This window comes from Vibrio sp. Vb1729, assembly GCF_033338655.1.
GTDB lineage: Bacteria > Pseudomonadota > Gammaproteobacteria > Enterobacterales > Vibrionaceae > Vibrio > Vibrio alginolyticus.
The window spans coordinates 1-25379 of sequence record NZ_JAWOTB010000004.1; the positions used below are offsets into that span (position 1 = coordinate 1).

At 44.4% G+C, this 25379-nt stretch carries 20 protein-coding genes; 14 read left to right on the forward strand and 6 right to left on the reverse strand.

The genetic code is table 11. The annotated features are described in order from the left end of the window. Positions 1-330 precede the first annotated feature (330 nt). The 7 genes from R7E29_RS01815 to R7E29_RS01845 all read left to right on the forward strand — a co-directional run bounded on the left by R7E29_RS01815 (position 331) and on the right by R7E29_RS01845 (position 6315). On the forward strand, positions 331-1011 hold the full coding sequence (locus tag R7E29_RS01815) for a DUF3334 family protein (protein ID WP_005388843.1): 681 nt from the start codon (positions 331-333) through the stop codon (positions 1009-1011). 208 nt (positions 1012-1219) lie between these two features. Further along, positions 1220-1915 carry a DUF2786 domain-containing protein gene (locus R7E29_RS01820; protein ID WP_005377954.1) on the forward strand — a complete coding sequence of 232 codons (696 nt, stop codon included), beginning with the start codon at positions 1220-1222 and terminating at the stop codon, positions 1913-1915. Positions 1916-2132: 217 nt separating this feature from the next. Next, positions 2133-2792: an OmpA family protein gene (locus R7E29_RS01825; RefSeq protein WP_005377956.1), complete on the forward strand. Its 660-nt coding sequence runs from the start codon at positions 2133-2135 to the stop codon at positions 2790-2792. A gap of 76 nt (positions 2793-2868) precedes the next feature. Next, positions 2869-3843 (forward strand): molecular chaperone DnaJ, encoded by a 975-nt coding sequence (locus tag R7E29_RS01830; protein ID WP_054576437.1) that lies wholly within the window; start codon positions 2869-2871, stop codon positions 3841-3843. Between the two features lie 177 nt (positions 3844-4020). Beyond that, positions 4021-4203: a hypothetical protein gene (locus tag R7E29_RS01835; protein ID WP_005377960.1), complete on the forward strand. Its 183-nt coding sequence runs from the start codon at positions 4021-4023 to the stop codon at positions 4201-4203. A gap of 412 nt (positions 4204-4615) precedes the next feature. Beyond that, a complete protein-coding gene (locus tag R7E29_RS01840) occupies positions 4616-5008 on the forward strand; it encodes a cell division inhibitor SulA (RefSeq protein WP_054576436.1) in 393 nt (130 codons plus the stop codon). 203 nt (positions 5009-5211) lie between these two features. Then, positions 5212-6315 (forward strand): phosphoribosylaminoimidazolesuccinocarboxamide synthase, encoded by a 1104-nt coding sequence (locus R7E29_RS01845; RefSeq protein ID WP_005377963.1) that lies wholly within the window; start codon positions 5212-5214, stop codon positions 6313-6315. A 78-nt stretch (positions 6316-6393) separates the two neighbouring features. Here the strand turns inward: R7E29_RS01845 and R7E29_RS01850 are convergent, their stop codons facing one another. The 3 genes from R7E29_RS01850 to R7E29_RS01860 all read right to left on the reverse strand — a co-directional run bounded on the left by R7E29_RS01850 (position 6394) and on the right by R7E29_RS01860 (position 11417). Beyond that, positions 6394-8067, reverse strand: a complete 1674-nt coding sequence (locus R7E29_RS01850; protein ID WP_054576435.1) for an alkaline phosphatase D family protein — start codon at positions 8065-8067, stop codon at positions 6394-6396. Between the two features lie 329 nt (positions 8068-8396). Then, the gene (locus R7E29_RS01855; RefSeq protein ID WP_005377965.1) at positions 8397-8774 is read right to left on the reverse strand and encodes a hypothetical protein; all 378 of its coding nucleotides are present in this window, start codon (positions 8772-8774) and stop codon (positions 8397-8399) included. A 288-nt stretch (positions 8775-9062) separates the two neighbouring features. Continuing rightward, positions 9063-11417, reverse strand: coding sequence for a helicase-related protein (locus R7E29_RS01860; protein ID WP_054576477.1), 2355 nt, complete (start codon positions 11415-11417; stop codon positions 9063-9065). 213 nt (positions 11418-11630) lie between these two features. On the opposite strand from R7E29_RS01860, the gene R7E29_RS01865 reads away from it, so the two are divergent. From R7E29_RS01865 to R7E29_RS01875, 3 genes are all read left to right on the forward strand, one after another. Beyond that, positions 11631-13319, forward strand: coding sequence for an NAD-dependent malic enzyme (locus R7E29_RS01865; RefSeq protein ID WP_005377977.1), 1689 nt, complete (start codon positions 11631-11633; stop codon positions 13317-13319). Positions 13320-13473: 154 nt separating this feature from the next. Continuing rightward, positions 13474-14208, forward strand: coding sequence for a vancomycin high temperature exclusion protein (locus R7E29_RS01870; protein WP_005388862.1), 735 nt, complete (start codon positions 13474-13476; stop codon positions 14206-14208). A gap of 220 nt (positions 14209-14428) precedes the next feature. Beyond that, a complete protein-coding gene (locus R7E29_RS01875; protein ID WP_017634863.1) occupies positions 14429-15799 on the forward strand; it encodes an SLC13 family permease in 1371 nt (456 codons plus the stop codon). A 142-nt stretch (positions 15800-15941) separates the two neighbouring features. Here R7E29_RS01875 and R7E29_RS01880 read toward each other — a convergent pair whose 3' ends face one another. After that, entirely contained in the window at positions 15942-17279 is a 1338-nt protein-coding gene (locus R7E29_RS01880; protein ID WP_213906464.1) for a GGDEF domain-containing protein, read from the reverse strand. A 333-nt stretch (positions 17280-17612) separates the two neighbouring features. Here R7E29_RS01880 and R7E29_RS01885 point away from each other — a divergent pair, with 333 nt between their 5' ends. After that, positions 17613-18437, forward strand: a complete 825-nt coding sequence (locus R7E29_RS01885; RefSeq protein ID WP_053303179.1) for a DUF2797 domain-containing protein — start codon at positions 17613-17615, stop codon at positions 18435-18437. A gap of 90 nt (positions 18438-18527) precedes the next feature. Here R7E29_RS01885 and R7E29_RS01890 read toward each other — a convergent pair whose 3' ends face one another. Further along, a complete protein-coding gene (locus tag R7E29_RS01890; RefSeq protein ID WP_054576433.1) occupies positions 18528-19763 on the reverse strand; it encodes a cysteine desulfurase-like protein in 1236 nt (411 codons plus the stop codon). Beyond that, positions 19747-20403: a 2OG-Fe dioxygenase family protein gene (locus R7E29_RS01895; RefSeq protein WP_005377989.1), complete on the reverse strand. Its 657-nt coding sequence runs from the start codon at positions 20401-20403 to the stop codon at positions 19747-19749. The genes R7E29_RS01890 and R7E29_RS01895 overlap by 17 nt, the downstream gene beginning before the upstream one ends. A gap of 359 nt (positions 20404-20762) precedes the next feature. On the opposite strand from R7E29_RS01895, the gene trxB reads away from it, so the two are divergent. The 3 genes from trxB (at position 20763) to cydC (ending at position 25327) form a co-directional block, all read left to right on the forward strand. Next, positions 20763-21722 (forward strand): thioredoxin-disulfide reductase, encoded by a 960-nt coding sequence (trxB, locus tag R7E29_RS01900; protein ID WP_213906465.1) that lies wholly within the window; start codon positions 20763-20765, stop codon positions 21720-21722. A 103-nt stretch (positions 21723-21825) separates the two neighbouring features. After that, positions 21826-23613, forward strand: coding sequence for a heme ABC transporter permease/ATP-binding protein CydD (gene cydD / locus R7E29_RS01905; protein ID WP_206225506.1), 1788 nt, complete (start codon positions 21826-21828; stop codon positions 23611-23613). Further along, positions 23606-25327, forward strand: coding sequence for a heme ABC transporter ATP-binding protein/permease CydC (gene cydC, locus R7E29_RS01910; protein ID WP_318082379.1), 1722 nt, complete (start codon positions 23606-23608; stop codon positions 25325-25327). The genes cydD and cydC overlap by 8 nt, the downstream gene beginning before the upstream one ends. Positions 25328-25379: the final 52 nt, after the last annotated feature.

A 25379-nucleotide genomic window follows, 5' to 3' on the forward strand; every position in this document is an offset into this window, starting at 1 on the left:
TCAAGCTCTTTCAGAAAACTAAGAACAAGAGGATCGACATCAGTTTGCGAGTGTAATCTTGGTAACATTTGCTTCCTGCCCCTACGACGCTGATCCGATCAGCTGCGGGTTGTGTAATTATTTGCTCACTTCTCATACAAATTGGCGCTAAGCGAAAAAAACACCACAAAAGAGTTAGTGAAGTAATATTCTTTGAATTTCGTCACTTTACAACATTTAAAAAGACGAGCAAATCAGAATCTCGATACAATAATTAAACTTATGCTTTATTTTTTCACGCTTGATGCCTTACATTGGGGAACGAATCGCGTTTCTAGATGAGTTTTCAGAATGAAAAAAAATAAAATTGTGACCACTGAAGATATCCTTCTCAAACTTTGCCAGTCTGTTTCTGGCGTACTTACTTCGGCGACATCTTCTCAAGTAAATTATTCAGCAATGGTGCAAAAAATCCACAAGACTAGCCTCAAACCAGATTTTGGCTGTTTTGTTCTGTTTGATGGCGGATTTACCGGGCTAGTTGTGATTAATTTTACGGCAAAAGCCGCACTGGAGATCTACACCAACTACATGCGTAATATGGGCATGCCAGAAGAAGAACTGGCAATATCTCATACTTCTGACGAGGTAGGCGATGTTCTGGGTGAACTCATGAATCAACTGGTCGGAGACTTCACTAATAAAATTCGTAAAGACCTGCAAACGAACATCACACAAAACCAACCAAAAATGCTGGCGCTGAATAAGCAAGTTATCTTACAAGTTGATACCAACCTTGACCGCCCTCAAGCGCGCAGAGTGACGTTCTCCACCGAAAACAACAATATTTTCTATCTCGAGCTAGCAATGGATAAAACTGAGTTCATCCAACTGGAAGAGTTTGAAGTTGCTGAAGACGAAAACCCAGACGACATTTTAGAGGCAACACGTAAACAGTTGGCTGAGAAAGAATCTAAATCGTCGGGTTCAAACGATGATGCCGATGACTTGCTCAACCAGCTCGGGTTGTAATTCTAACGAATCTTAATGAAGAATGGCTTCTTAGACACAAGTACGACTTCATACTGATTACGACGAACTAAAACGCCAGCCTCGCTTAATGCGAGGCTTCTTTTTATGTGCAGAAATTATCTTCAGTCCCACCTTGTATTTCGTTTTTATGTCAAAAAAGGTAATATGTCTGACTTCATAAATTTTCTGCTTTCGTTACTGGTTGTCGATGGATAAACAAAAAGCTCTGAAAAAAATCGCCAAGTGCTTAGAACTGGGCAATTCCGCTAATGTTAATGAGGCTGCCAATGCTATCAAAATGGCACATCGCCTCATGCTTAAATATGGTCTCGATAAAGACGATATTGAGTTCATCAGAATGGGAAAAACACAATCTTCTCATCTGCTACCAGCGAACATCAGTTCTACCATATTGCGAGTGATTCGCGGCATTAACACAAAATTCGGTGTCGAAGCAGTATTGTTGAATCACAAAGGGCTCAAACGTGTCGAATTTATCGGTGAAGCAGATCGCGCTATTTTTGCTGCATTTGCTTTCGATATTGTTTATCGCGAGATGAACGAAAGTACCGGACAATTCCGAAACAGCTTTGCTGGCACAGGCACCTCTTCTCAGGAAGTGACTCGCCGTGTGAACTCATTTGTATCTGGCTGGGTGGAAGGCGCGATTGAAAAATTGCCAATTATTTCTCCAGATGAAGAGTCGGCCAATAAAATTAATGACTATATTGATAAAGAATTCCAAAACATTGACCGCGAAACGTTCAAGAAGCAATTGAAAGAAGCGATGAAAAACCTAACTGAAGACTACGAAGTGGGCTTAAAGAAAGGTAGAAAGGTTTCAGTTAACCGTGGAGTGGGCGGCGAACAAGCACGCAAAATGTTGGGCGATTCATCGAAATAGCCAGGATAGTAAAGGATTCACATAAGCAGCAATGACTTCGATGTCGATGGGGCTTACTTTGAGAGCTTTGGCAGTATTGATAGGAATTTTCTTACAGAAACTCTTATCAATCTTACTTTCTCATAACAAATATTAATGCTTGTTTATTCATAATTCGCATCCCATTATGAGGCATGGTTTCGCCTCAGTTTTATACGGAGATTTTCCCTTGAAAAAGATGCCTATTGCACTAGCTCTAGTGCTAGCTCTTACTGGCTGTCAAGCCACTCAACGCCAAAATGCAACAACGGGTGAATACGAAACTAACTCCACCACGCAAGGCGCGCTTATTGGTGCGATCGCTGGCGCAGCAATCGGCCTAGCAACGGGTGATGATGCTAAAGAACGTCGTCAGCATGCACTCATTGGTGCAGCCGCAGGCGGAGCGACTGGCGCTGGCGTTGGTTACTACTTTGACCAACAAGAAGCGGAATTACGTCGCGCTTTGCTAAACTCTGGCGTACAAGTTCAGCGTGTTGGTGAAAATCAGCTTTTACTGCGTATGGAAAACGGTATCGGCTTCTCTTCAAGCTCTTACCAGCTTGATGCTAGTATCCATAATACTCTACGCGGTGTTGCTCGCATCCTAGTTGAGTACCCAGATACCAGTCTCGTTATTGACGGTTACACGGATAGCACAGGTAGTGAGTCATACAACCAAACGTTGTCAGAGCGCCGTGCAGAGTCCGTACGTCAATTCCTAGTATCTCAAAACGTTGCACCTGGTCGTGCAATTGCACGCGGCTACGGCGAACGTAACCCAATTTGCTCAAACCAAACTTCTGAAGGTCGTGCGTGCAACCGTCGTGTTGAAATCCAGATCTTGCCACTGAAGTAATTTGGTTGCACCATAACGGTAATAATAAAAAATTACCGGAGCAGGCCTAACCATTATCGTTAGGCCTGACATATTAATGTCTGTCAAAACGTCTGCCCTACTCTGCTTATTTAGCCTCAGCTTTTCTGGCTACTCACTTGCCTCTCAAGCTCCAAATGACCCCATCGAACAATACGAGTACGCACAACAATTATTGGCATCAAACGAAGCTGAAGCCTCACCAGAAACGCGCTACTGGCTAGAGCAATCCGCCAACCAAGGTTACCTCCCTGCACAAAAACAGCTCGCGAACGACTTTGCTAAAGGGATAAATGGCGAAAAAAATGAAACACAAGCGTTATATTGGCTAACCTCTATCGCACTCAATGACCCAACCGATCGTGGCTTTCTTCTCGCCGATTTTATTCAGCGCAATCCAGATAAGGTCACAACTTCTCAATTGACTGAAGCCTTGTATCAAATGGCTTCTCAGCATAATCCAGCAGCAGAACAAGCTTATAATCAACTGTTAGAGCTGCGCTTCAACCAACTGCGAGCTAAGCAAGTCTCGCAAATAAAGTCGCTCGATAAAAAGGCGGAGCAAACACAAGAAGAGAAAAGCACAGTTGCAAACCCCAAAGTAGAACACTCGCAGTTTCTATGGCTGATTTGGCTAGCGGCGATACTCATCATCAGCGGCTTAAGTTTTCTCGTAATCAAGAAACTTAAGCAGAATAGAAAAGCGCTTGAAGCCAAAGAGGAAAGCCAAAATCAACGAATGGCGAAAAAAATAAAAGAGCTAGAGTTTACGAACAAGCAACTGAAACGCCAGCTAGAGAAAGTATTCAAAGAATTTAAGAAATCCAAAACCCAGGCAGAGAACCATAAGCTAAGCGTCGCGTGTGCTATGTTTGGCTACACACCACAAACCATCCCTGATTTACAGGCAATCAAGCTACGCTATAGACAATTATCAAAGCTTTATCATCCTGACACAAGGGGCAGTGAAGAAGAAATGAAGCGACTCAATCATGCCTTTAAGCTCGTCTCACAAAATGTTACAAAACAGTAAAAATAGGTCAGGATACTTTGGCTACCATGCTTTTATTCCCATATAATCAAACACCGCAATCGATCTCCCTCTCAAAGAAATTAACAGACATTTAACTTAAGTCGCGCTTTTATGCCATAATGCCCGGCGCAAAATAACACCTAACGACTCAAATTAATCTAGGTGGGGAGAAAATCAATGTTCACTGAAGAAGGCACCTGTGATTGGTGTAAAAAACCTAGTCTTGTAACTCGTCACGATTATTTAGATGGCAAGCACCACTACTCATGTAAAGCTTGTTACGATATGGCGAAAATCGACGTGCGCCTATTTAACCAAGGCGAATTGCAAATGCGCGAACGTTTGCAACGAGCGAGCTAAGCAAGACGGAATCAATGGAACTGATTTTCAAAAGCGCCTTTTATAAGGCGCTTTTTTGATCGCCCAAGCCTATTTCCAATCTCTATCTCGTATTCCCTCCTATCCTACATAGCATGTCGCATCGGTTATCAGCCCTCTTCCACTGTATACAAACCACTGTCCGTGAAAAACACCTGTATATACAGTAGTAAACCCCTGTATGTCTCTCGTCCAACTTTCTACTCACCTCACATTTTTAAATTGATGTTAGACATATCAGAAATGAAAAATAAACAAATAAATTCAATTACTTAAAGTAAAATCCTTTTATTTCCTTTTCAAAAAACCGCAAATAACTTTTGAGAAACTGGTTGATCAGGTCGCCAAAACAAACTACTGTATACACATACAGCATGTATAAAGGAACAGTAAGATGCAGTTACAAAGTCAATCTCATACATACTCTCGTTACAACGTATTGGCACAAGCAACTCAGCCCATGGCCGTTTCGGATCAGCTTCTATCTAAGCTGGCTGTTTTATCGCAGCAGAAACAATGGATTTTGTTTACAGCAGACTGCCCTCGTCCAGACTTTGAACAACTCACTGCTTCTAATATTTGCTGTAAAAACGTTATTCAAATGAAGCCCTCTCAACAGCTTTCAGAAGTCGAGATCGTGATCAAAGCCATCCGATCAGGTAATGCCAGTGCTGTTGTCGCATCCAATAAAATTGCACTTATGAATCAATCTATGTTGCGCGACGTGGCGCAGCGCTATCAGTGTGAAGTCTTTTTCGTCGAAGGCAGAGTTAATAAGTACCACTAATAAGTTCGACGTTATCCATCCTGCATCTCGCCTCCTTTTTAAGGGGGCTTTTTTAGTATTAAAGAAAACAGGCAAACGTTTGCTTTTTCTCTGGCGAGTTAAAATAGTTCTGGTATGATGCCCACATTCGATTTATTCAGCGCCCACATTTTGCTGAATATCTTCTCTTTCTGACGTTTGATTAAGATGATAGGAATGTCGCAATGAGCCTTGCTAATCAAGTACTTGCCGTCAATGACGACCTGCCAATTCGCACCCATAAACCCGTTCATAGTGGAAAAGTTCGTTCAGTTTACTGGTTAACTGAAGAAGACAGCGCCCGACTGATCAAAGAAAAAGGATACAATGTCGCTCCAGATGCGCCTTTGGCTATCATGGTGATTAGCGACCGAATCTCTGCATTCGATTGTATTTGGCATGCTGAAGGTGGTCTTAATGGTGTCCCGGGTAAAGGCGCTGCGCTAAATGCGATTTCTAATCACTGGTTCAAACTGTTCAAAGAAAATGGCTTAGCAGATAGCCATATTCTAGACATTCCTCACCCTTTTGTTTGGATTGTACAAAAAGCCAAACCGGTAAAAATCGAAGCCATCTGCCGCAAATACATCACGGGTTCGATGTGGCGCGCTTACGCAAATGGCGAGCGCGAGTTTTGTGGAATCCAACTTCCTGAAGGGTTAGGAAAAGACAAAGCACTGCCAGAGTTGCTAATGACCCCATCCACAAAAGGCATTCTAAAAGGCATTCCCGGTGTGCCAGAAGCGGATGACGTAAATATTACTCGTCAAAACATCGTAGACAACTACGAAGCATTTAACTTCTCAAGCGCTGACGATATCGCACTCTACGAAAAATTGCTGAAAGAAGGCTTTAACGTTATCAGCCAAGCGTTAGAAGAAATCGACCAAATCTTTGTCGATACCAAATTCGAATTTGGTTATGTTCATGATGCTGCTGGCAATGAAAAGCTGATTTACATGGATGAAGTGGGTACACCAGACTCGTCTCGTATATGGGATGCTAAGGAGTACCAAGCAGGTCACATCGTAGAGAACTCAAAAGAAGGTTTCCGCCAGTTCCTACTTAACCACTTCCCTGACCCAGATATCTTGCTAAACAAAGAACGTATGCCTGAGCGCGAAGCTCTCGCTCGTGATAATGCTTTGCCCGTCGAATCTTTGATGGCGATTTCGAGCACTTACATTGGTATTGCCGAGAAGATTACAGGCAAGCCGATTCATTTGAGTGAGAATCCGAAAGCGGAAATCATCGAGGTTCTGAGCAAAGAATACGGATTGATTGACTAGCACTGTCGCTAGATTGCTAAACGCTTTCCAATAAAAAGTCCGCACTAGCCTGCGGACTTTTTTCGTATTAGGCTCACCTTAGCCGATATTTAACGTAGTGCCATCGGTTGTGGAGGCTGACTTGGTCGTCACCTGATATGTTTTGTCTTTAATCGTTGATACGAAATACCAGGTCGACTCTGCCTTATCGGGCGTAAAAGTAACGCGCATAAAGCCACGCTGTTTGATGTCTGCCCACTGTAATTCTGACACTAAGTGAGGCAACGTGTATTCCATTTGAGTGATCGCAACAGGGTCTAACGCGAGGTAGGCTTCTAACCCAGGGGAACTCACAGAGCTAGTCGCAAACTCTACCCCGATAGGATGCTTAGATACGTCTTTAAGCTCACTTGCCCATGCATTGTGCGTATCTCCTGCCAAACAGACAAAGTTACCACTGCTGGCTTTGGCCAGTTGATAAACGTTCTCTCGCTCAACGTAGTAACCATCCCATGCATCTAGGTTATATGGCAAAGCAATGGTATCTAAACTTGGGTCAGAGAGATAACCCGTAATCGCAGAGTTTACCGCTAATAACGCCTCTGTTTTTTGTTCTTCAGTGGCAGTAAACAATTGAAACATCGCGGTCATAACCGAACTTGGCAACTCCATACGAGACATTAACACTTGTTGCCCTAGCACATTCCAAGTTGCGTCGTGCGTACTGAACGCATCCATCAGCCAAGCGAGTTGGTCACCGCCTAACAGCTCTCGGTCTTGACTGCGCGACTGGGCAACTAAACCGCCAATAGCTTCCATCGTTGGTGAGCTGAGCGAGAAATAATCCAACGGTTTATCACGCCCCACAAGTCGCGTGTCGAGCATCATCAAATTGACTAAACTTCCAAACGAAAACTGACGGTAAATCAGCATGTTTGAGAAAGTGTTTTCACGAACGGGCAACCATTCTGTCCACGCGGCAGCCGCAGCTGCACGACGATCATTAAAGCGGCCTTCCTCTTCTTGATGGTTTTCCGCACCATTTTTCCAACTATCATTTGCAAGCTCATGGTCATCCCAGACTGCAATCATTGGTAGGCTCGCATGTAACGCTTGCAGATCAGCATCTTGGCGATATTGCGCATACCGTTTTCGGTAATCATCTAAGGTAATGCATTCAGTGCCTTTGCTTGGCTCTCGCCCTAGTGCCTCAGCATCTTCACTAGCGTAGCCACCAGCCCCATACTCATAAATGTAATCACCGAGATGAAGTACCACATCAAACGGTTCTTGCTCATGTTGATTTAAGATCTCTCGATACACATGGAAATAACCAGCAGGATAGTTTGCGCAAGAAACAACGGCCATGGATGCCTTTTCTACACCACCCTCTGGTAATGTTTGAGTTTGCCCGACTTCGCTAGTGACATCTCCAACCATGAATCGATAGTAGTAGCGAGAATTTGCGTTGAGGTTTTGAACATCAACTTTTACCGTGAAATCTCGGCTCGTGTCTGTGGCAAAAGTGCCACTTTGCACGATATCAGTAAAATTTTCGTTAGATGAAACTTGCCAGCTTACATCTGCGTAGCTCGCTGAGGTTGTAACACGAGTCCAAATGATTACTTGTGTCTGAGTAGGATCTCCACTCGCCACTCCGTGCTCAAAGGTAACCGCAACAGATTCACTAGCATCGCTACCACAGCCCACCAGCCCGGTAACAATCGCCGTTGAAGAGGCAGCTTTCATAAAGTCTCGACGAGACAAAGACATATTGACTTCCTTTCTTATTGTGTTTGTTTTTATGCCCAAATGACGTGGTGACTCAATCATCCTTGTGTGCCAATAAGGGACGTTAATTCGAACTTACAGTACCAACCACTTAGTCGGTAATTTGTCCTAAAAACACAAAGTTAGAAGCTAGTTATGACAATTGCATTTCCAAACGTTACATTTTTGTTAATTTAAGTGCAAATACTCTATATTCATCACACTTCCAAGACCTGTGACAAAAACCTCAAAATAAAAAAGCGACCTACTTTGAGGTCGCTTTTCATTGCACTATTGTTAAGTGGTACATCGATGAAGTGGAAATGCTCAGCCTAAAACTTGATGTTAAGGACATCTTGTTCTGACGTATCCACCTTCAACTGACTGCGAGATTCTATGTACTCGATTTGCTGAACATCGAGCGAATATGGCATAACGACTCGCAATTCATTGATCCCTTCATGTTTAGCTAGCTGAGTTAAGCGGACCAAATTGGATTCATCACTTTTACGAGAAGACATCGATTTTAATGCGGCATCCCACAACCGATCTTCAGGCTTGCTCAATTCCGCAATGTTCTGTTTCCACATCAAACCGAAAATAGGCGCTATGGTGGCAAATGCCTCTAAAAAGGTCCATTTTTTACTACCTGTCGCTCCTAAAAAGCTAGTGTAGTCGAATTCAATGCACGTCTTTCCTTGTTGATCCATTCTATGCCCCCGACACTCGAAAATGAGATATACCAAATATCGTTCAACTGTTTTGATATAGCAATGGGATATAAAACATTCGTCTTTTATGCCCTAATTTACATACAAAAGGAAATATTAAAACCAGCTTTGTAACAACTGATGTACAGCTTCGCCATATATAAGCATTCAATTGATTAATATTTCAATTAAGAAACTAAAAACAACACGCAAGTAACGCTATCAATATGAAATCATTATAGATTCACCAAGAAAATATCAATTCTTGTCACAACGCCATCCGCCGACCTACTTTACATCAATCACTCGACTGGCCTTTTTATACTGTATCTTCCAACCAGCCCAGCGTGGCAGCTCCCAACGCTTCGGGTCTCCCTTACGGTTTCCCTCTCGATAAACGACCTGTACCAGCTTGCGAGACGCGTAATACTCGACATCTAGTTGGAGTTCTGGCAGCGAAAGTTCTAAAGGGTACTGCTCCGTGAAATCGTCGTATTCCCATTCTGGAACACCGTTAAATGTTAAGTCTTCTGGTTCAAACAACGCCATATCATCGATGTTTTCAACGCCTAATGTTTCCAACTGATCCTTTAACCAGCTAGAAAATGTCAAGGAGGCCAAGTCGTTAACCTCTTCTCCTTCGACATTAAGGCCCAATGCGTTGTAGAGTTTCCAGTGTTGGATTTGCTGTTTTCTTTGAGAAGCAAAACCTGGTAACAGTGTCTCGTCTTCTATCATTTCGACAATAGACTGAACAGCAACATCACCTTTTAACGCTTGATGTTCAGTACAGATTGTTCGCCCGGCGTAGACCAAGTGCATTGTTGCTCTTGGCGTCTCTTCTTCATAATTCGTCTCACCTTGTTGCCACTCCCCAAATTCAAGTTCGCGTAATAATGTCAGCGGGATAGGCATCATAACCGATGCGAGGTTCAGTGTTTGCTTAACGCCTCGTCCTGGCACGCTATGGCTATCTAGCACGATTGCCGCTTCTTCTTTGTCAGGAAAGCGGCTGTTACGCCCAACCAGCATCTCGACTACGCCATTTCCTAGAGCATCCCTTCGACGAGCTCGTCGGACAAACACAAGCTCAGGATGCAATGAGGCGATGGAGAAAAAGAGCGCTTCACGTTTATATCGAGAGGCAACGTCAAGTTCCGGCAATTCAAATACTTCTCGCATTTGTTTCGCTAAACCTTGTGACTCTTCGAGTGCGCTGGCATCAATGACAATGCCCGGAAGTCGCTCCCCTCGAACCAAACGGATCAGCAAAGAGGCATCACATCCGTATGGCTCCTCTTGAGATAGAAGCTCAGCAACTTCACCACTTTGTCGCTGATAGAGCTGCGCAGGCACAGATAAGGCGGCAGCCAAATCAATCATTGCTTCCTTCTCTGGCTTCGCTTGAATTCTGGTAACGAGATCGGCAAACAGTGCATCAATAGGTAGTGGATATACTTTTCTCCCGTGCTGCGTGACATTGCCATCCTCATCAATCGCTTCCATGGATAACAACGTCGAATGAGATGCCTCTAGCGACTTTGGGGGAATTGAGTCGAGAAAATCGAGTGTTGAGAGACGGTACCCACAACAAGCCGCTGCCAGCATGGGCTCGACGAGCTCTTCTCTGTGTAATTCTGGAGGCGTCACTAATTCTAAAGGCGCGTGCTCACCATATAGACGAATACAAGCCCCTTCGGTAACGCGACCTGCTCGCCCCATTCGCTGCGCGGCACTGGCCTTAGAAATGTTGGTTAATGTCAGTGCTGTACGTCCATTTCGTTGTACAGTTCTGCGCTCTAAACCACTATCGATTACCACACGGATATTAGGAATGGTCAGAGAGGTTTCCGCGACGTTGGTTGCCAATACGACTTTCCGTTGCTTTTGTACCGTCAGCGCACGATGTCGTTCTTCATCACTGACCGAGGCATGAAGTTTAACCACCATGACATCGCCGCAACTTTGTAGCATCTGAGCACATTGGGTGATCTCTTTGCGTCCTGGGAGAAAAACAAGAATATCGCCACCTTCATCTTCCAGTGCTTCTTTTACCGCTCCGACAACCTCCTGTTCACATCCCTTTTTGTTCGGTAAATAGCGGCTGTCTGTGGAACGATGTGTCACCGTGACTGGAAAGCAACGTCCCTCGGAACGCAGACGCTTAGCATTCAGGTAACGAGCAAGCTTTTCGCCTTCTAAGGTAGCGGAAGTGACGATCAATCGATGTTGATTTCCTTGCTTCAAAATGGCGGTTAATAGATCAATATCCCAGCGTCGCTCGTGAAATTCGTCCACTATCACGACATCAAAGTCTGCTAGCTTGTTTTCCGAAAACCAACGCAGTGCAACCCCCGGAGTCACAAATACAACTTCGGTTTTTTCATCAAAGTAGGCATGAAGCTTGATCGCGTAACCGACTTTGCGACCTATTGGCTCTCCAGATTGCTCCGCAAGAAATTCAGCCAGCGAGGTACAAGCAATTCGACGTGGTTCAATAACCAGAACGCGTCCGTGTTTTGCCGCCCACATGGGCAAGCGGGTAGATTTACCCGACCCGGTTTCGGCTTCCACCACAAGATGGTTAAGGCTTACATGATGGTCAAACTCGGCTTGCAGGCTGTCGATAGGTAGTTGAAACATAGAAATTGGATTTGATTTGATGATGCAAAACATTATACCCAAGTAAAAAAATCCTGCTTTAGGTATCTCTAAACAACCAATATTGCCGATATTTTCGTCGGTATCTGAATTTTTTTGCGACATTACATTGATGTGCATCAACGCATGTTTACAACTAAATAGTGAACCCGTTAAAATTTGGTGCGCATCCTTCAACCCTACATAAGGCACCCAATGAACAACGATAAACGCCCACTATATATTCCATATGCGGGTCCGGCTCTTTTAGCAACCCCTCTTTTGAACAAAGGCAGTGCATTCTCTGCTGAAGAACGTAGTTCATTCAACTTAGAAGGTCTGCTTCCAGAGTCGACCGAAACTATCCAAGAGCAGGTGGAACGTGCCTACCAGCAATACAAAAGTTTCGAAAGCGATATGGATAAGCACATTTATCTGCGTAATATCCAAGACACCAACGAAACATTGTATTACCGCCTAGTGCAAAATCACATTTCTGAGATGATGCCTATCATCTACACACCGACTGTTGGCGCAGCATGTGAAAACTTCTCTAACATTTACCGTCGTGGTCGCGGTCTGTTCATTTCATACCCAAACCGTGACCGTATTGACGACTTGCTGAACAACGCAGCAAACCACAACGTTAAAGTGATTGTTGTGACAGATGGAGAACGTATCCTTGGCTTGGGTGACCAAGGTATCGGCGGCATGGGTATTCCTATCGGTAAACTGTCACTATATACCGCGTGTGGTGGTATCAGCCCTGCTTACACGCTACCAATCGTGCTTGATGTGGGTACCAATAACCCGCAACGCTTAGCTGATCCGATGTACATGGGTTGGCGTCATCCTCGTATTACGGGTGCAGAATACGATGCATTTGTAGAAGAGTTTATCCAAGCGGTACAGCGCCGTTGGCCTGATGCTTTGATCCAGTTCGAAGACTTTGCTCAGAAAAATGCGATGCCTCTTCTAGAGCGTTACAAAGACCGCGTGTGTTGCTTCAATGATGATATTCAGGGTACTGCTGCTGTTACTGTTGGCTCTCTACTTGCAGCTTGTAAAGCAGCAGGAACTCAGCTTTCTAAACAACGTATTACCTTCCTAGGCGCAGGGTCTGCTGGTTGTGGTATCGCAGAAGCGATCATCGCACAAATGGTATCGGAAGGAATTTCTGACGAGCAAGCTCGCTCACAAGTTTACATGGTTGACCGTTGGGGTCTGTTACAAGAAGGCATGCCTAACCTTCTTGATTTCCAACAACGCTTGGTGCAAAAGCATACCAATACGAAAGAGTGGGAAAATGAAGGAAATGGCTTCTCACTACTCGATGTTATGCGTAACGCCAAGCCAACGGTACTAATTGGTGTTTCTGGTGCTCCTGGCCTATTTAGCCAAGAAGTCATCGAAGAAATGCATAAACACTGTAAGCGTCCGATTGTCTTCCCACTGTCGAACCCAACAAGCCGCGTGGAAGCGACACCGAACGACATCATTCGTTGGACAAATGGTGAAGCACTGGTTGCAACAGGTAGCCCATTTGAGCCAGTGGTTCATGAAGGTCGCACTTACCCTATTGCACAATGTAACAACAGCTACATCTTCCCAGGCATTGGCCTTGGTGTACTTGCTGTCAATGCAAAACGTGTCACTGACGAGATGCTAATGGAATCAAGCCGCGCGCTCGCAACATGTTCTCCTCTAGCAATCAACGGTCGTGGGGCACTACTTCCACCACTGGAAGAGATCCACTTAGTATCGAAAAAAATCGCATTTGCCGTTGGTAAAAAGGCAATTGAACAAGGTGTCGCATTAGAAATTACTGATGAAGCATTGAACGTGGCGATTGAACAGTCGTTCTGGCAACCTGTTTACCGCCGCTACAAACGCACTGCGTTCTAAGCTTGAGACAATTCGTTTAATAATTAGCCCCTACCATGTAGGGGCTTTTATTTTTTTATCATCCTAACCAGATTTTGGCATAAATGGGCTTCTCTCTTTTTGTTTCTATCAGATATGATGAGAACTACATTTTTAGTTAAGGATATAAAACGTTTTGTTGTTTTCTCGCATAAGATCAAAGTGGAAGCTGAAATTTTCCTGGAAGCGATTTGCTTTGATTTTGTCGATCTCTGCACTTAGTCTGCTTGTTTCTGTTATTGCCATCGACCGGTGGGTGGTTTTACAAGCCAAAGAGAGCATTTTCACTGAATACGAGCAAATCCCTCAACATGAGGTTGCCGTAGTTCTTGGTACCAGTAAATACATCGGAAAGATCCTCAACACTTACTACACTCATCGCATTAATGCGGCGATTGAGCTTTACAACCAAGGCAAAGTAAAACAGTTTTTATTGAGTGGCGATAACGCCCACCGTTCATACAACGAACCGTGGACAATGAAACGCGATTTACTTAAAGCAGGCGTGCCTGAAGAAGTGATTCACCTTGATTATGCTGGCTTTCGTACCTTAGATTCGATTGTACGAGCGAAAAAAATTTTTGCTTCGGAGCGATTTCTGATTGTGACTCAGCGCTTTCACTGTGAACGCGCACTGTTCATCGCTGATGCTTACAGCATTGATGCGCAGTGTCTCGCGGTAGCAGGGCCGACGGCCAACAAGCAAAAAACATCGATGCGTGTTCGAGAACTGCTAGCCCGTGTGAAAGCGTTTTTAGACCTGTATATTATCAATACGCAGCCTAAGTTTCTTGGCCCTCAAGAACCTATCGTCGCAGTAAAAGAGCCAAATAAAGCAGCTAACGAGCCTCTTCAAGTCCCCGTCGAATAGAGGAATAACGTGGCTCACAAGCCTAGTAACATTTCTATAAAACAAATGGGTAGTTTTCTACCCATTTCCAATTCTCAACATCACACTTTCTAATTTGCTCTACGATTCAGGCAAAACTCTTTTTCGCATTCAAAGTAACATTTCATCAATAAATAACTACAAGTCAGTTACTTTGCCATAAAAAAAACCGACAAAAGGCAATGCAAAAGGAGCACTACCCATGACCGCACTCGCTGTGACATTGAAGAATTGGTTCTTCACTCGCAACAGCATGATTTTGAACGCGAATATCCTATTGTTCATTATCTTGTTTAATACCTTACCCTTTGAACCACAAGTAGTAACCGGCCTGAGCATCTTAGTTTTTGTTGCTATTTTGTGGCTAACCGAAGCGATTCACGTCAGCATTACTGCGCTGCTCATACCACTACTTGCGGTATTTTTGGGTGTGTTCAACACTCAAGCCGCACTGAATAACTTTTCCAACTCCATCATTTTTCTATTTTTGGGTGGTTTTGCACTAGCTGCGGCTCTACATAAACAAAAGTTAGATCAAGCTATTGCAGATAAAGTACTATTGCTGGCAAGAGGAAAAATGTCTGTCGCTGTATTCATGCTATTTGGTGTGAGTGCTGGCCTGTCAATGTGGATTTCAAACACCGCCACCGCCGCGATGATGTTACCGCTTGTGCTGGGTGTGATGACAAAGCTAGACGCCAAGAAAAACCACAACACCTTTTTGTTTGTTCTACTCGGTATCGCTTACAGTGCTTCAATTGGTGGTATTGCAACACTGGTTGGTAGCCCACCAAACGCAATTGCAGCCGCTGAAGTTGGCCTAAGCTTCACTGAATGGATGAAGTTTGGTGTACCTATTTCCCTAGTATTAATGCCAATCGCTATCCTCGTATTGTACACGATGACTAAGCCTGACCTTAGCCACAAGTTTGACCTTGACCATCAACCAGTCGAATGGACAAACGGCAAAATGATTACGTTGGCGATTTTCTTACTGACCGTGACGTTGTGGATATTCAGTAAGCCTATTAACGCTATGCTGGGTGGCTTCGCGAAGTTCGATACTCTTGTAGCCATTGGCGCCATCCTTCTACTTGGTGCTTCTCGCGCCGTCGAGTGGAAAGATATTGAGAAAACAACCGACTGGGGTGTGTTAATCCTATTTGGTGGTGGTATCTGTCTGAGTAACGTCCTAAAAGCAACCGGAACAAGCGTATTTTTGGCTCATAGCTTGTCAGGCTTCCTTGAGCAAGCCGGTATTCTCTTAACGATTCTTGCAGTGGTTGCTTTTGTTGTCTTCTTGACTGAGTTTGCGAGTAACACCGCCAGTGCTGCGCTACTTGTCCCTGTATTTGCGACCATTGCAGAAGCCTTAGGCATGTCTCCGGTTATTCTCTCTGCACTGATTGCCGTCGCTGCATCTTGTGCATTTATGTTACCTGTTGCAACACCTCCAAACGCGATTGTGTTCGGTACGGGTCATATCAAGCAAAAAGAAATGATGCGAATTGGTTTCGTATTAAACATTGCCTGTATTGCTGCACTAACGCTTTTCGCTTGGTTGTTCTGGTAAAAATAGCAAATTCGATTAGCACTACACTGCTGCTCACGGTAATCGTATCGATAACCCAAACTTCCCCCCTAAGTGGTGTTCAGCAGTTTCCCTCTTGGTGGCCAGTTGGCCACCTTTTTTCTTTCCTTTTAGTGAACGGCTATCAGGCTTGCTTCTTTTCGCAAGCAAGTAAACCATAATGAGCTTCCACTCGGTTGCGACCATTGCGCTTCGCCTGATACAACACTTCGTCAGCTCTCGCCATTGTTTCTGAGACGCGTTCATTCTGCATTTGGGCAATGCCAATACTGCAAGTTAATGATTCACCGTGCACCCACAAATGATCCTCCACATTTTTGCGAATCATTTCTGCCTTCTCTAACGCTTGTTCAATATTGGTATCAGGGCAAAATACGACAAACTCTTCGCCGCCCCAACGAACGAGTCGATCGTCTGAGTAAATAGAAGTCGCTACCACCATGACAAATTCGCGCAATATGTCATCCCCCATTTGGTGCCCAAATTTGTCGTTCACCTTTTTAAACTTATCCAAGTCCAAATAGAGAATACTGAAGGTGTTATGCCCCCAGCGAACCTGACGAGATTGTTGTTCCAGCCAGTGTTGCACAGCATATCGGTTCATCGCGCCCGTCAAAGCATCTCGATGCGCTAGCTCTGCAAACTCATAGTTTTGAGCTCGCAAAGTATCATTCACCTTTTCCAAATGACGGTGACGCTTTTGCGCTTTTTCATAAGCCACTCTATTTTTTCGTAACTCATGCAGTGAAAAAGCCAGTCCAAGCGCCATCCAAGAGAGTAATAATGCATACAACAATGTTTCTTGCGCAAGGTAAGCGCCTTCAAACTCAATTTTATCAATCACAATTCTATGTTTACCAAGTGCCGCACCAGACCCAGTTGCAATATCAATACGTGTGATGTTTGAAAATTCAGGTGCAGAGTGCTCAATCGCGACTCCGTTATCTGCTAACCACCAGGTCATCACCTGAAGATTTTTAATCGGAATTTCGACAATATCGCTCGAACCCGACGGAGAAAACTGCATGCCATTATATTTAATGGTGTACTCGTCGTCCGGCTTGGAATACTCAGAATTATAATTGCGAAGATACAAACGTAGATCGTGGCTAGGGTTAGCCCCTATTCCTGCCTCTTCATATCGCACCTTCAATCGAATCGTATGGTAGTTGGAAAGGTCAATACCCTGTGTTGGCGTTGCTGAATCGGTATAAACCGAGATTCCGCAGTAAGGCCAAGCATACGAGCTCTGCTTTAGTGCACAGCTAAAGACTAGGCTTTGCTGATCGTATGTGATATCTGCCTCACTCACACCTCCTTCACTGGCATCTTTAGTTGCATAGATATTGAAATGCTCAGGTGTAATGGTCAGCTTTCGCGTATCGCCAAGCACACTATAAAGGGCAACCAAACTGATAGTGCAAATAGAAAGAGCAAAGATAAAGTTATGGATCCACTTCATGGGCAAGTGACCTGCTGAGATTATACAATACGTGGGGTTCAATAATTTCAAAAATGAAATCAAGGTGATTTATCAAGAAATAAAATCGCTTTTTCATTCAATTCTTAGTTTCGATACATGGTAACGGATTTTGAACCGTTATCACGTTTTAAAATTTCTAAAAAGTGCAGCCCAACTTCTATTTGCGAAGCATTTCACAGCCATAATTTTTAGAAAATAAAACACGATGCATAATAATTTAGTGCAAGACATTTACTTTAAAGCTCCTGTCAACCCTGCATCTCTTCTCCACTTCAGTATATACTGTGCAAAAACACAATAATGAGTAATGTCATGTCATTAATTGCAACTGGCACGCTAAACAAAATGCGTGCTTCTCTGGACGGTGCCGTCAACTACCGTCTTCCTGTCGGTGAGGAAGAAATCGACTTAACTCCTTTTCTGGGTAAAACGCTCACACTGACTCACACTGGCAATATTTTTTGTTGCTCATGTGGAAAGAAAACGAAAAAGAGTTATTCGCAAGGCCACTGTTTTGTATGCATGAAAAAGCTAGCAAGCTGCGACATGTGTATCATGAAGCCAGAGACCTGCCACTACGATCAAGGGACTTGTCGCGAACCACAATGGGGTGAAGAGAATTGCATGGTGGATCACTTTGTCTACCTGTCCAACACATCCAGCTTAAAAGTTGGTATTACTCGTCATACTCAAATCCCGACTCGTTGGATTGACCAAGGCGCGACTCAGGGCTTGCCAATTTTTAAAGTAAAAACTCGCCATATCTCCGGTTTAATTGAAGTTGAACTGGCGAAACATATCGCAGACAAGACCAATTGGCGCACACTGCTAAAAGGTGACGGTGAACCTATGGCATTGCAGGACCGTTTTGCTGAGCTATTGCCTTTAGTCGAAGAGAAAATTGCCGAGATAAAACAGCAATTCGGCGAAGATGCCATTGAAGTATTAAACGAAAGCATTACCGACCTTAGCTACCCGGTACAACAGCACCCAACGAAGATCACTTCGCATAACTTCGATAAAAACCCGGTTGTTACTGGCACTTTGCAAGGCATCAAAGGTCAATACCTCATCTTTGATACCGGCGTTATTAATGTAAGAAAATTCACTTCCTATGAAGTTGAAGTTAGTGCGTAATCGCTTGCAGAACGCGTTGATTCAAATAAAAACGAAAAAAGCTCGAGTTTGACCCGAGCTTTTGTTTTTCTATCAGGAAGAAATCGTTAGTTATGCGTCAAGGATGCTTTCAAGCACATCGAATAACATATCGACTTCTTCTATTGTGTTGTAATGCATACAACCAATTCGCACTACACCACCCGATTCTTCTAAACCAAGTTGACGAACTAAGCCCAACGCATAAAAGTGACCATTCCATACACAAATGTTATGTTCACCCAGTGTTTTCGCGATGAACTCTGGAGAATATCGGTCAAACGTTAGCGCAAAAGTTGGCGTGCGGAGTTGGCTATCTTCCTTTGCGATACCGAATAGATTGACACCATCTAATGCATTCAAACGCTGTAAGAAACGCTCACTCAAGCGCTGCTCATGTTGTTCATACAGTTGGTAGCTTTGCTCCAATCGTTGGCGAAGAGGTAAACCGACTTCACCAAATTGAGCCAGATACTCAACCGCAGAAACGACACCAGCAAGACCTTCAAAACTTTGCGTTCCTGTTTCAAATCGACCTGGGCCTATATTAGTGGCAGGCTCGACTTTGTAAGGGCGAATACTGTGGAGCCACTGATCGGCTATGTAAGCAATACCAACGTGCGGTCCGAAAAACTTGTAAGCTGAGCAAGCTAAAAAGTCACAACCTAACGCTTGAACATCAACCAAATGATGAGGCGCATAATGGACGGCATCCACATAAACTTGTGCCCCAACATTGTGCGCCATGCTGACTACTTGCTGTACATCCACAATAGAGCCCGTCGTGTTCGATGCATAAGTCACAGCGACAAGGCGCGTTTTATCAGAAAGAAGGCGGCTTAAATGCTCCATATCCAGCGTACAATCTTCTTCGTTGATACGAACTTGATGAACCGTAACGCCTTTATCTTCTGCCGCTTGCTGCCAGCTGGATACATTTGAATAGTGATCCAAAGCGGAAACAATGATCTCATCTCCTGCTTGCCAATCTCGACTAATCGCGCGACTAAGCTGAAAGGTTAGTGAGGTCATATTGGCACCGAAGACAATATTGCCAGATGAAGGGGCATTAAGTAGAACCTGAGCCGACTCACGCGCATTTTGCATTACGTCAACGGTCACTTGGCTAGAAAAATAATGCCCGCCTAAGTTAGCGTTGAAACGACCTAAATACCCTACCATGCTGTCTAGTACTGATTGAGGCACTTGTGAACCACCTGGACCATCAAAAAACGTCACGGGCTTGTCGTTGTGGTATTGAGCCAACGCCGGAAATTGCTCTCTGATCTGATTAAGATTGAAGTTCATTACGCTTATCCGTAGCAGTGAGTACAAATACATCCATATGGCCCGCTTCGTCATCAATAACAGAGCGGATTGGGCACGCGTTATGCCACAGCTTGCTATCAGCCAAGATTGCGACCTCTCCGGTTTCTAGCACTTTACGGAAAAATGGGGCTTGGTTATGGCTGCTATACAGCATGATGTCGCCACCGATGATGTTATGGCGTCCCACACCAACCATTGCAATGTGATCAAAACCGTCTTGGTGCACACCTTCAGGTGCTACTTGGGTTTCTTCTTCCAGTGCCCTGATACGGATTTGGTGAATTTCTATTTCTTGACCGTTTGGCAGATGATTCGCATTGACAAACAATTCACACATTTCTCGAAAGCCATCGCTGGTAAGAATATCCTTCTCAATTGGCTCGAATTGTCTTACAACATCACCTTGAAATCGGTTGATATCAGAGGATTGAACAAAGCTATTTTTATTTAAGTCGATGACTTTGCCGTTATCAAAACCAACCACAGAATAACGTCGTAGTCGATACTGACCATCTGCATGTTCGGTACGAGGCAGTTCTTCAAACGATGGGGAAAGCTGCTCAATTGCTGCCATGCTGAGCTGTGTTAAATGTAGAGTATTCTCACGTGAATGTAACATCATTTGCTCCTTTAATGAGGCACATTAATTAACATTTAATTTACACACTAGGTTACGCAAATATTCTGCAATTACCAGCTTTTAACGTTGATAGCTTCAACAAAACGACGAAAACAACATAACAAACCAAACCAAACCACAAAAACAGAGCCATGTTTCAGTTTTACGCTTTGACAATATTTGAAACTAGACTTCTCTACTACGAATAGAATTTTATGCTAGAAGTCAACGTTCTCAATCAATATTTAGTGGGTTCTAATCTATAACCAATTATTCGATCACAATCGTTGTTTATGCTTTTAAAGCACTAAGAATTTCCATACAATCGAGGGAAATGTTACGCCCTTTTTGGAGCCATAATGAGCGACGTAAAACACTGTAAATTATTAATTCTTGGTTCTGGTCCTGCAGGATACACAGCTGCCGTCTACGCAGCGCGTGCAAACTTAAACCCTGTGCTTGTAACGGGAATGCAACAAGGTGGTCAGCTAACCACCACAACTGAAGTTGAAAACTGGCCAGGCGATGCTGAGGGACTGACAGGTCCAGCATTGATGGATCGCATGAAAGAACACGCCGAGCGTTTCGAAACTGAAATCGTATTTGATCACATCAATGAAGTAGAGCTATCACAACGCCCATTTCGTTTAAAAGGCGACTCAGGTGAGTACACTTGTGATGCCTTAATCATATCTACCGGCGCATCAGCAAAATACCTTGGCCTTGAGTCTGAAGAAGCATTTAAAGGTCGCGGCGTTTCTGCTTGTGCAACCTGTGACGGTTTCTTCTACCGTAATCAGAAAGTTGCAGTTGTGGGCGGTGGTAACACGGCTGTTGAAGAAGCGCTATACCTATCTAACATTGCGTCAGAAGTTCACCTGATCCACCGCCGCGATTCATTCCGCGCAGAGAAGATCCTTGTGAAACGTCTGATGGATAAAGTTGAAAGCGGTAATATCGTTCTTCATACCGATCGCACTCTCGATGAAGTACTGGGAGACGATATGGGCGTAACGGGCGTCCGCATTAAAGACGTGAACAGCGGTGCGACAGAAGATATCGATGTAATGGGTGCATTCATCGCAATTGGCCACCAGCCAAACACACAAATCTTTGAAGGCCAAGTAGACATGAAAGATGACTACATCATCGTTCAATCAGGTCTTGAAGGCAACGCAACACAAACTAGTATCGAAGGTGTATTTGCAGCTGGCGACGTAATGGACCACAACTACCGTCAAGCGATCACCTCTGCAGGTACAGGTTGTATGGCTGCATTAGATGCTGAACGTTTCTTAGACTCACTTGGTGACAAATAACTTTTCACATTTGTGTCATATCCTTAAAGCCCAGCGGTATTCCCGCTGGGTTTTCTTTTGTATACTACTGCCTCATTAAAACAATTATCATTAAGCCTTCACGATGGATAAGAAAAAGCAAAGCAGCTTGAATAAGTGGCTGAAGCAACAAAGTAAGTTAGCCAAGCGCTGGCTTATGATTGCGATAGGCCTAGGCGTACTTTCAAGCGTGTTTTTATTGGCTCAAGCAGCCCTGCTCGCCTCCATTCTGCACCAGTTAATCATTGACCAAGTCGATAAAGCCGAGCTCATTTGGCATTTTGTTGGGCTCGGTGGCACGGTTATCGGTCGAGCTGCTTGTACCTGGGGTCGAGAGCTTGCCGGTTACCGTTGCGGGGAGCAAATTCGAGTTTATATTCGCCAACTCATTTTAGATAAAGTTCATAAACTTGGGCCAGCTTACATCAAAGGCAAACCTGCTGGCAGTTGGGCAACGCTCATCTTAGAGCAGGTAGAAGATATGCAAGATTTCTTCTCACGCTACTTGCCTCAAATGTCATTATCGGTACTAGTGCCTTTCATCATTTTGGTTGTCGTATTCCCAGTAAACTGGGCAGCAGGCTTGATCTTCCTGGTCACTGCACCACTAGTGCCTATTTTCATGGCACTGGTTGGGATGAAAGCCGCAGAAGCAAACCGTAAAAACTTTAAAGCGATGCAGCGTTTGTCGGGTCACTTTTATGACCGCTTGCAAGCAATGACGACCATTCGCTTATTCGATAGAACAAAATCTGAAACTGAGACGCTAAAGGGGGCTTCAGAAGTCTTTCGTACTCGTACCATGGACGTTCTGAAAATCGCGTTTCTGTCTTCTGCGGTGTTAGAGTTTTTCACTTCTATTTCTATCGCAATTACCGCTGTCTACTTTGGCTTTAGTTATATCGGGGAGCTGGACTTCGGCTACTACGGCACAGGTGTTACGCTCTTTGCTGGTTTGTTCATTCTGATTCTTGCTCCAGAGTTTTATCAGCCATTACGTGATTTGGGCACGTTCTATCATGCGAAACAGCAAGCGGTTGGCGCAGCAGAAAGCATTGTCGAGTTTCTGGATTTGGAAGTCGATCAAATCAAAGATGGTACCCAAGCGTTAGATAAAAACAGCCCTATCCATATTGAAGCGGACCAGTTAACCATTTTTAGTCCGGAAGGTAAGCAGCTCGCAGGTCCCCTATCCTTCTCTCTTGAAGCCAACAAAAGTACAGCGTTGGTTGGACCAAGTGGCGCAGGTAAAACAAGTTTGGTAAACACAATCCTCGGTTTCATGCCTTATCAAGGTAGCTTAAAAATTAATGGCTGCGAATTGTCGCAACTGGATCTAGCCACATGGCGAGAGGCAGTAAGCTGGATTGGTCAAAACCCGATGCTATTACACGGTAGCATTCGAGATAACATCACACTAGGTAAGCACAATATTCAGGATGCAGACGTACATTCTGTGTTGAATGACTCTCACGCTGCTGAATTTGTTGAAATGCATGGGTTGGATTATCCGATATCTGATCGTTCTGGTGGTTTATCTGTCGGCCAAGCGCAGCGTTTAGCACTGGCTCGCGCCATGCTACAAAATGGTCGTTTTTGGTTATTAGATGAACCAACCGCAAGCTTAGATGCTCGCAGTGAAAAACTCGTGATGGAAGGCATTAACAAGTATGCGCATGCCACAACGAATCTGATGATTACTCACCAACTTGCGCCTTTACAAAACGTATCGCAAATTCTTGTTATGCAGGACGGTCAGATTGTTCAACGTGGTGATTACGCCACACTGTCGACAGAAGATGGCTTATTTAAAGACATGTTGGAAGCGAACCTCGCACAACGTGAAACAGACAAGGGGAACTTAGATGCGTGATTTACTCCCTTATCTTAAACTCTATAAGAAACACTGGTTTGGTCTTTCGCTAGGTATGCTACTGGCATTTCTGACCTTAGCGGCGTCTATTGGCTTATTAACGCTATCAGGTTGGTTTATTTCAGCCGCAGCGGTGGCAGGCTTGACGGTTGCTCGTGAGACCTTCAACTACATGTTACCAGGTGCCGGGGTACGCGGCGCTGCAATGGCTCGAACCGCAGGTCGATGGGGAGAACGTGTCGTTAGCCACAATGCAACGTTCAAGCTGCTTACCGATCTACGTATCTTCTTCTTTAAGAAACTTGCACCACTGATTCCGGGTCGTGTTTCTACGATGCGTGATGCCGATCTGCTCAACCGTCTAGTAGCGGACGTAGATGCGATGGATCACGTATACCTTCGACTTATCAGCCCTGTCGTGATTGGTATTTTTGGCATATTGAGTTTAACGGCTGTCCTGGCGTTCTTTGATTGGCATCTCGCCCTACTGCTTGGCTCGATTCTTACCGTCATGTTGTTTGTATGGCCAGTGCTGTTCTATAAACTGGGTAAAAATAATGGCGAGAATCTCACTCATCATAAAGCGCAATTGCGAGTGGCGACACTGGACTGGCTTCAAGGCTACAGCGAACTGAGTATCTTTGGAGCAGAAGAACGTTATCGTAATCTCATTCTAGAGAAGCAGAAGCAGTTGCTGTCTAACCAATTTGTGAACGCGAATTTAACGGGCATGGCTTCAGGCCTGCTTATGCTGGTGAACGGCATTACACTGGTTGTGATGCTTTGGTTTGCTGCAGACGGCGTAGGTGGTTGTGCTCCTGATCCTTGGATTGCGCTGTTTGCGTTTGCAACCATGGCGAGCTTTGAGATTCTGATGCCTATCGCGAGCGCATTCCAGTATCTCGGTCAAACGTTGACTTCTGCTCGTCGTTTAAATGAAGTAATTTTGGCTGAACCTGACGTCGCCTTCCCTGAGCAGTCGAAACATAAAGACACAACGTTAGACATTGAATTCGACAGCATTGATTTCACTTACCCTGACGGTCAGCAAAAGGTGCTGAAAGACTTGTCACTCTCACTACCGTTGGGCACTAAAACAGCCATTGTAGGTCAAACAGGTTCTGGTAAATCAACACTGATTCAGCTTCTTTGCCGCTACTGGGATGTTAACCAAGGTGAAGTTCGAATCGGTGGTACAAAACTGCAAGATTGGAGCGAGTCGGACCTGCGAGCAGCAATGACTGTGGTCAGTCAACGCGTAGATGTACTAAACGGGACACTACGTGACAACTTACTCATGGCCGCTCCGGATGCAAGTGATGAGCAACTGTCTACTATTTTACAAAAAGTCGAGCTTGGCGGACTTCTTGAAGAGCCGGGGTTAGACGCTTGGTTAGGCGACGGCGGTCGTCAGTTATCTGGTGGTGAGAAACGTCGAATCGGTATTGCTCGAGCATTGCTACGTGATGCCCCAATCCTACTCTTAGATGAACCGACTGAAGGCCTCGATAAGCGTACGGAACGAAAAGTGATGGCGCTTTTCAATGAACACTTTGCTAATAAGACAGTAGTATTCATTACACACCGACTGATAGAGCTAGAAAGTATGGATAGCATCTGTTTGATGGAACAAGGTGAGATCATCGAACAAGGCGACCATCCAACGCTACTCGCTCAAAAAGGTCGTTACTACCAGCTATTACAATCTCTATGATTCGATTTTCAGTGACGAAAAGGGCTCATCAAACGATGAGCCCTTTTGTTAT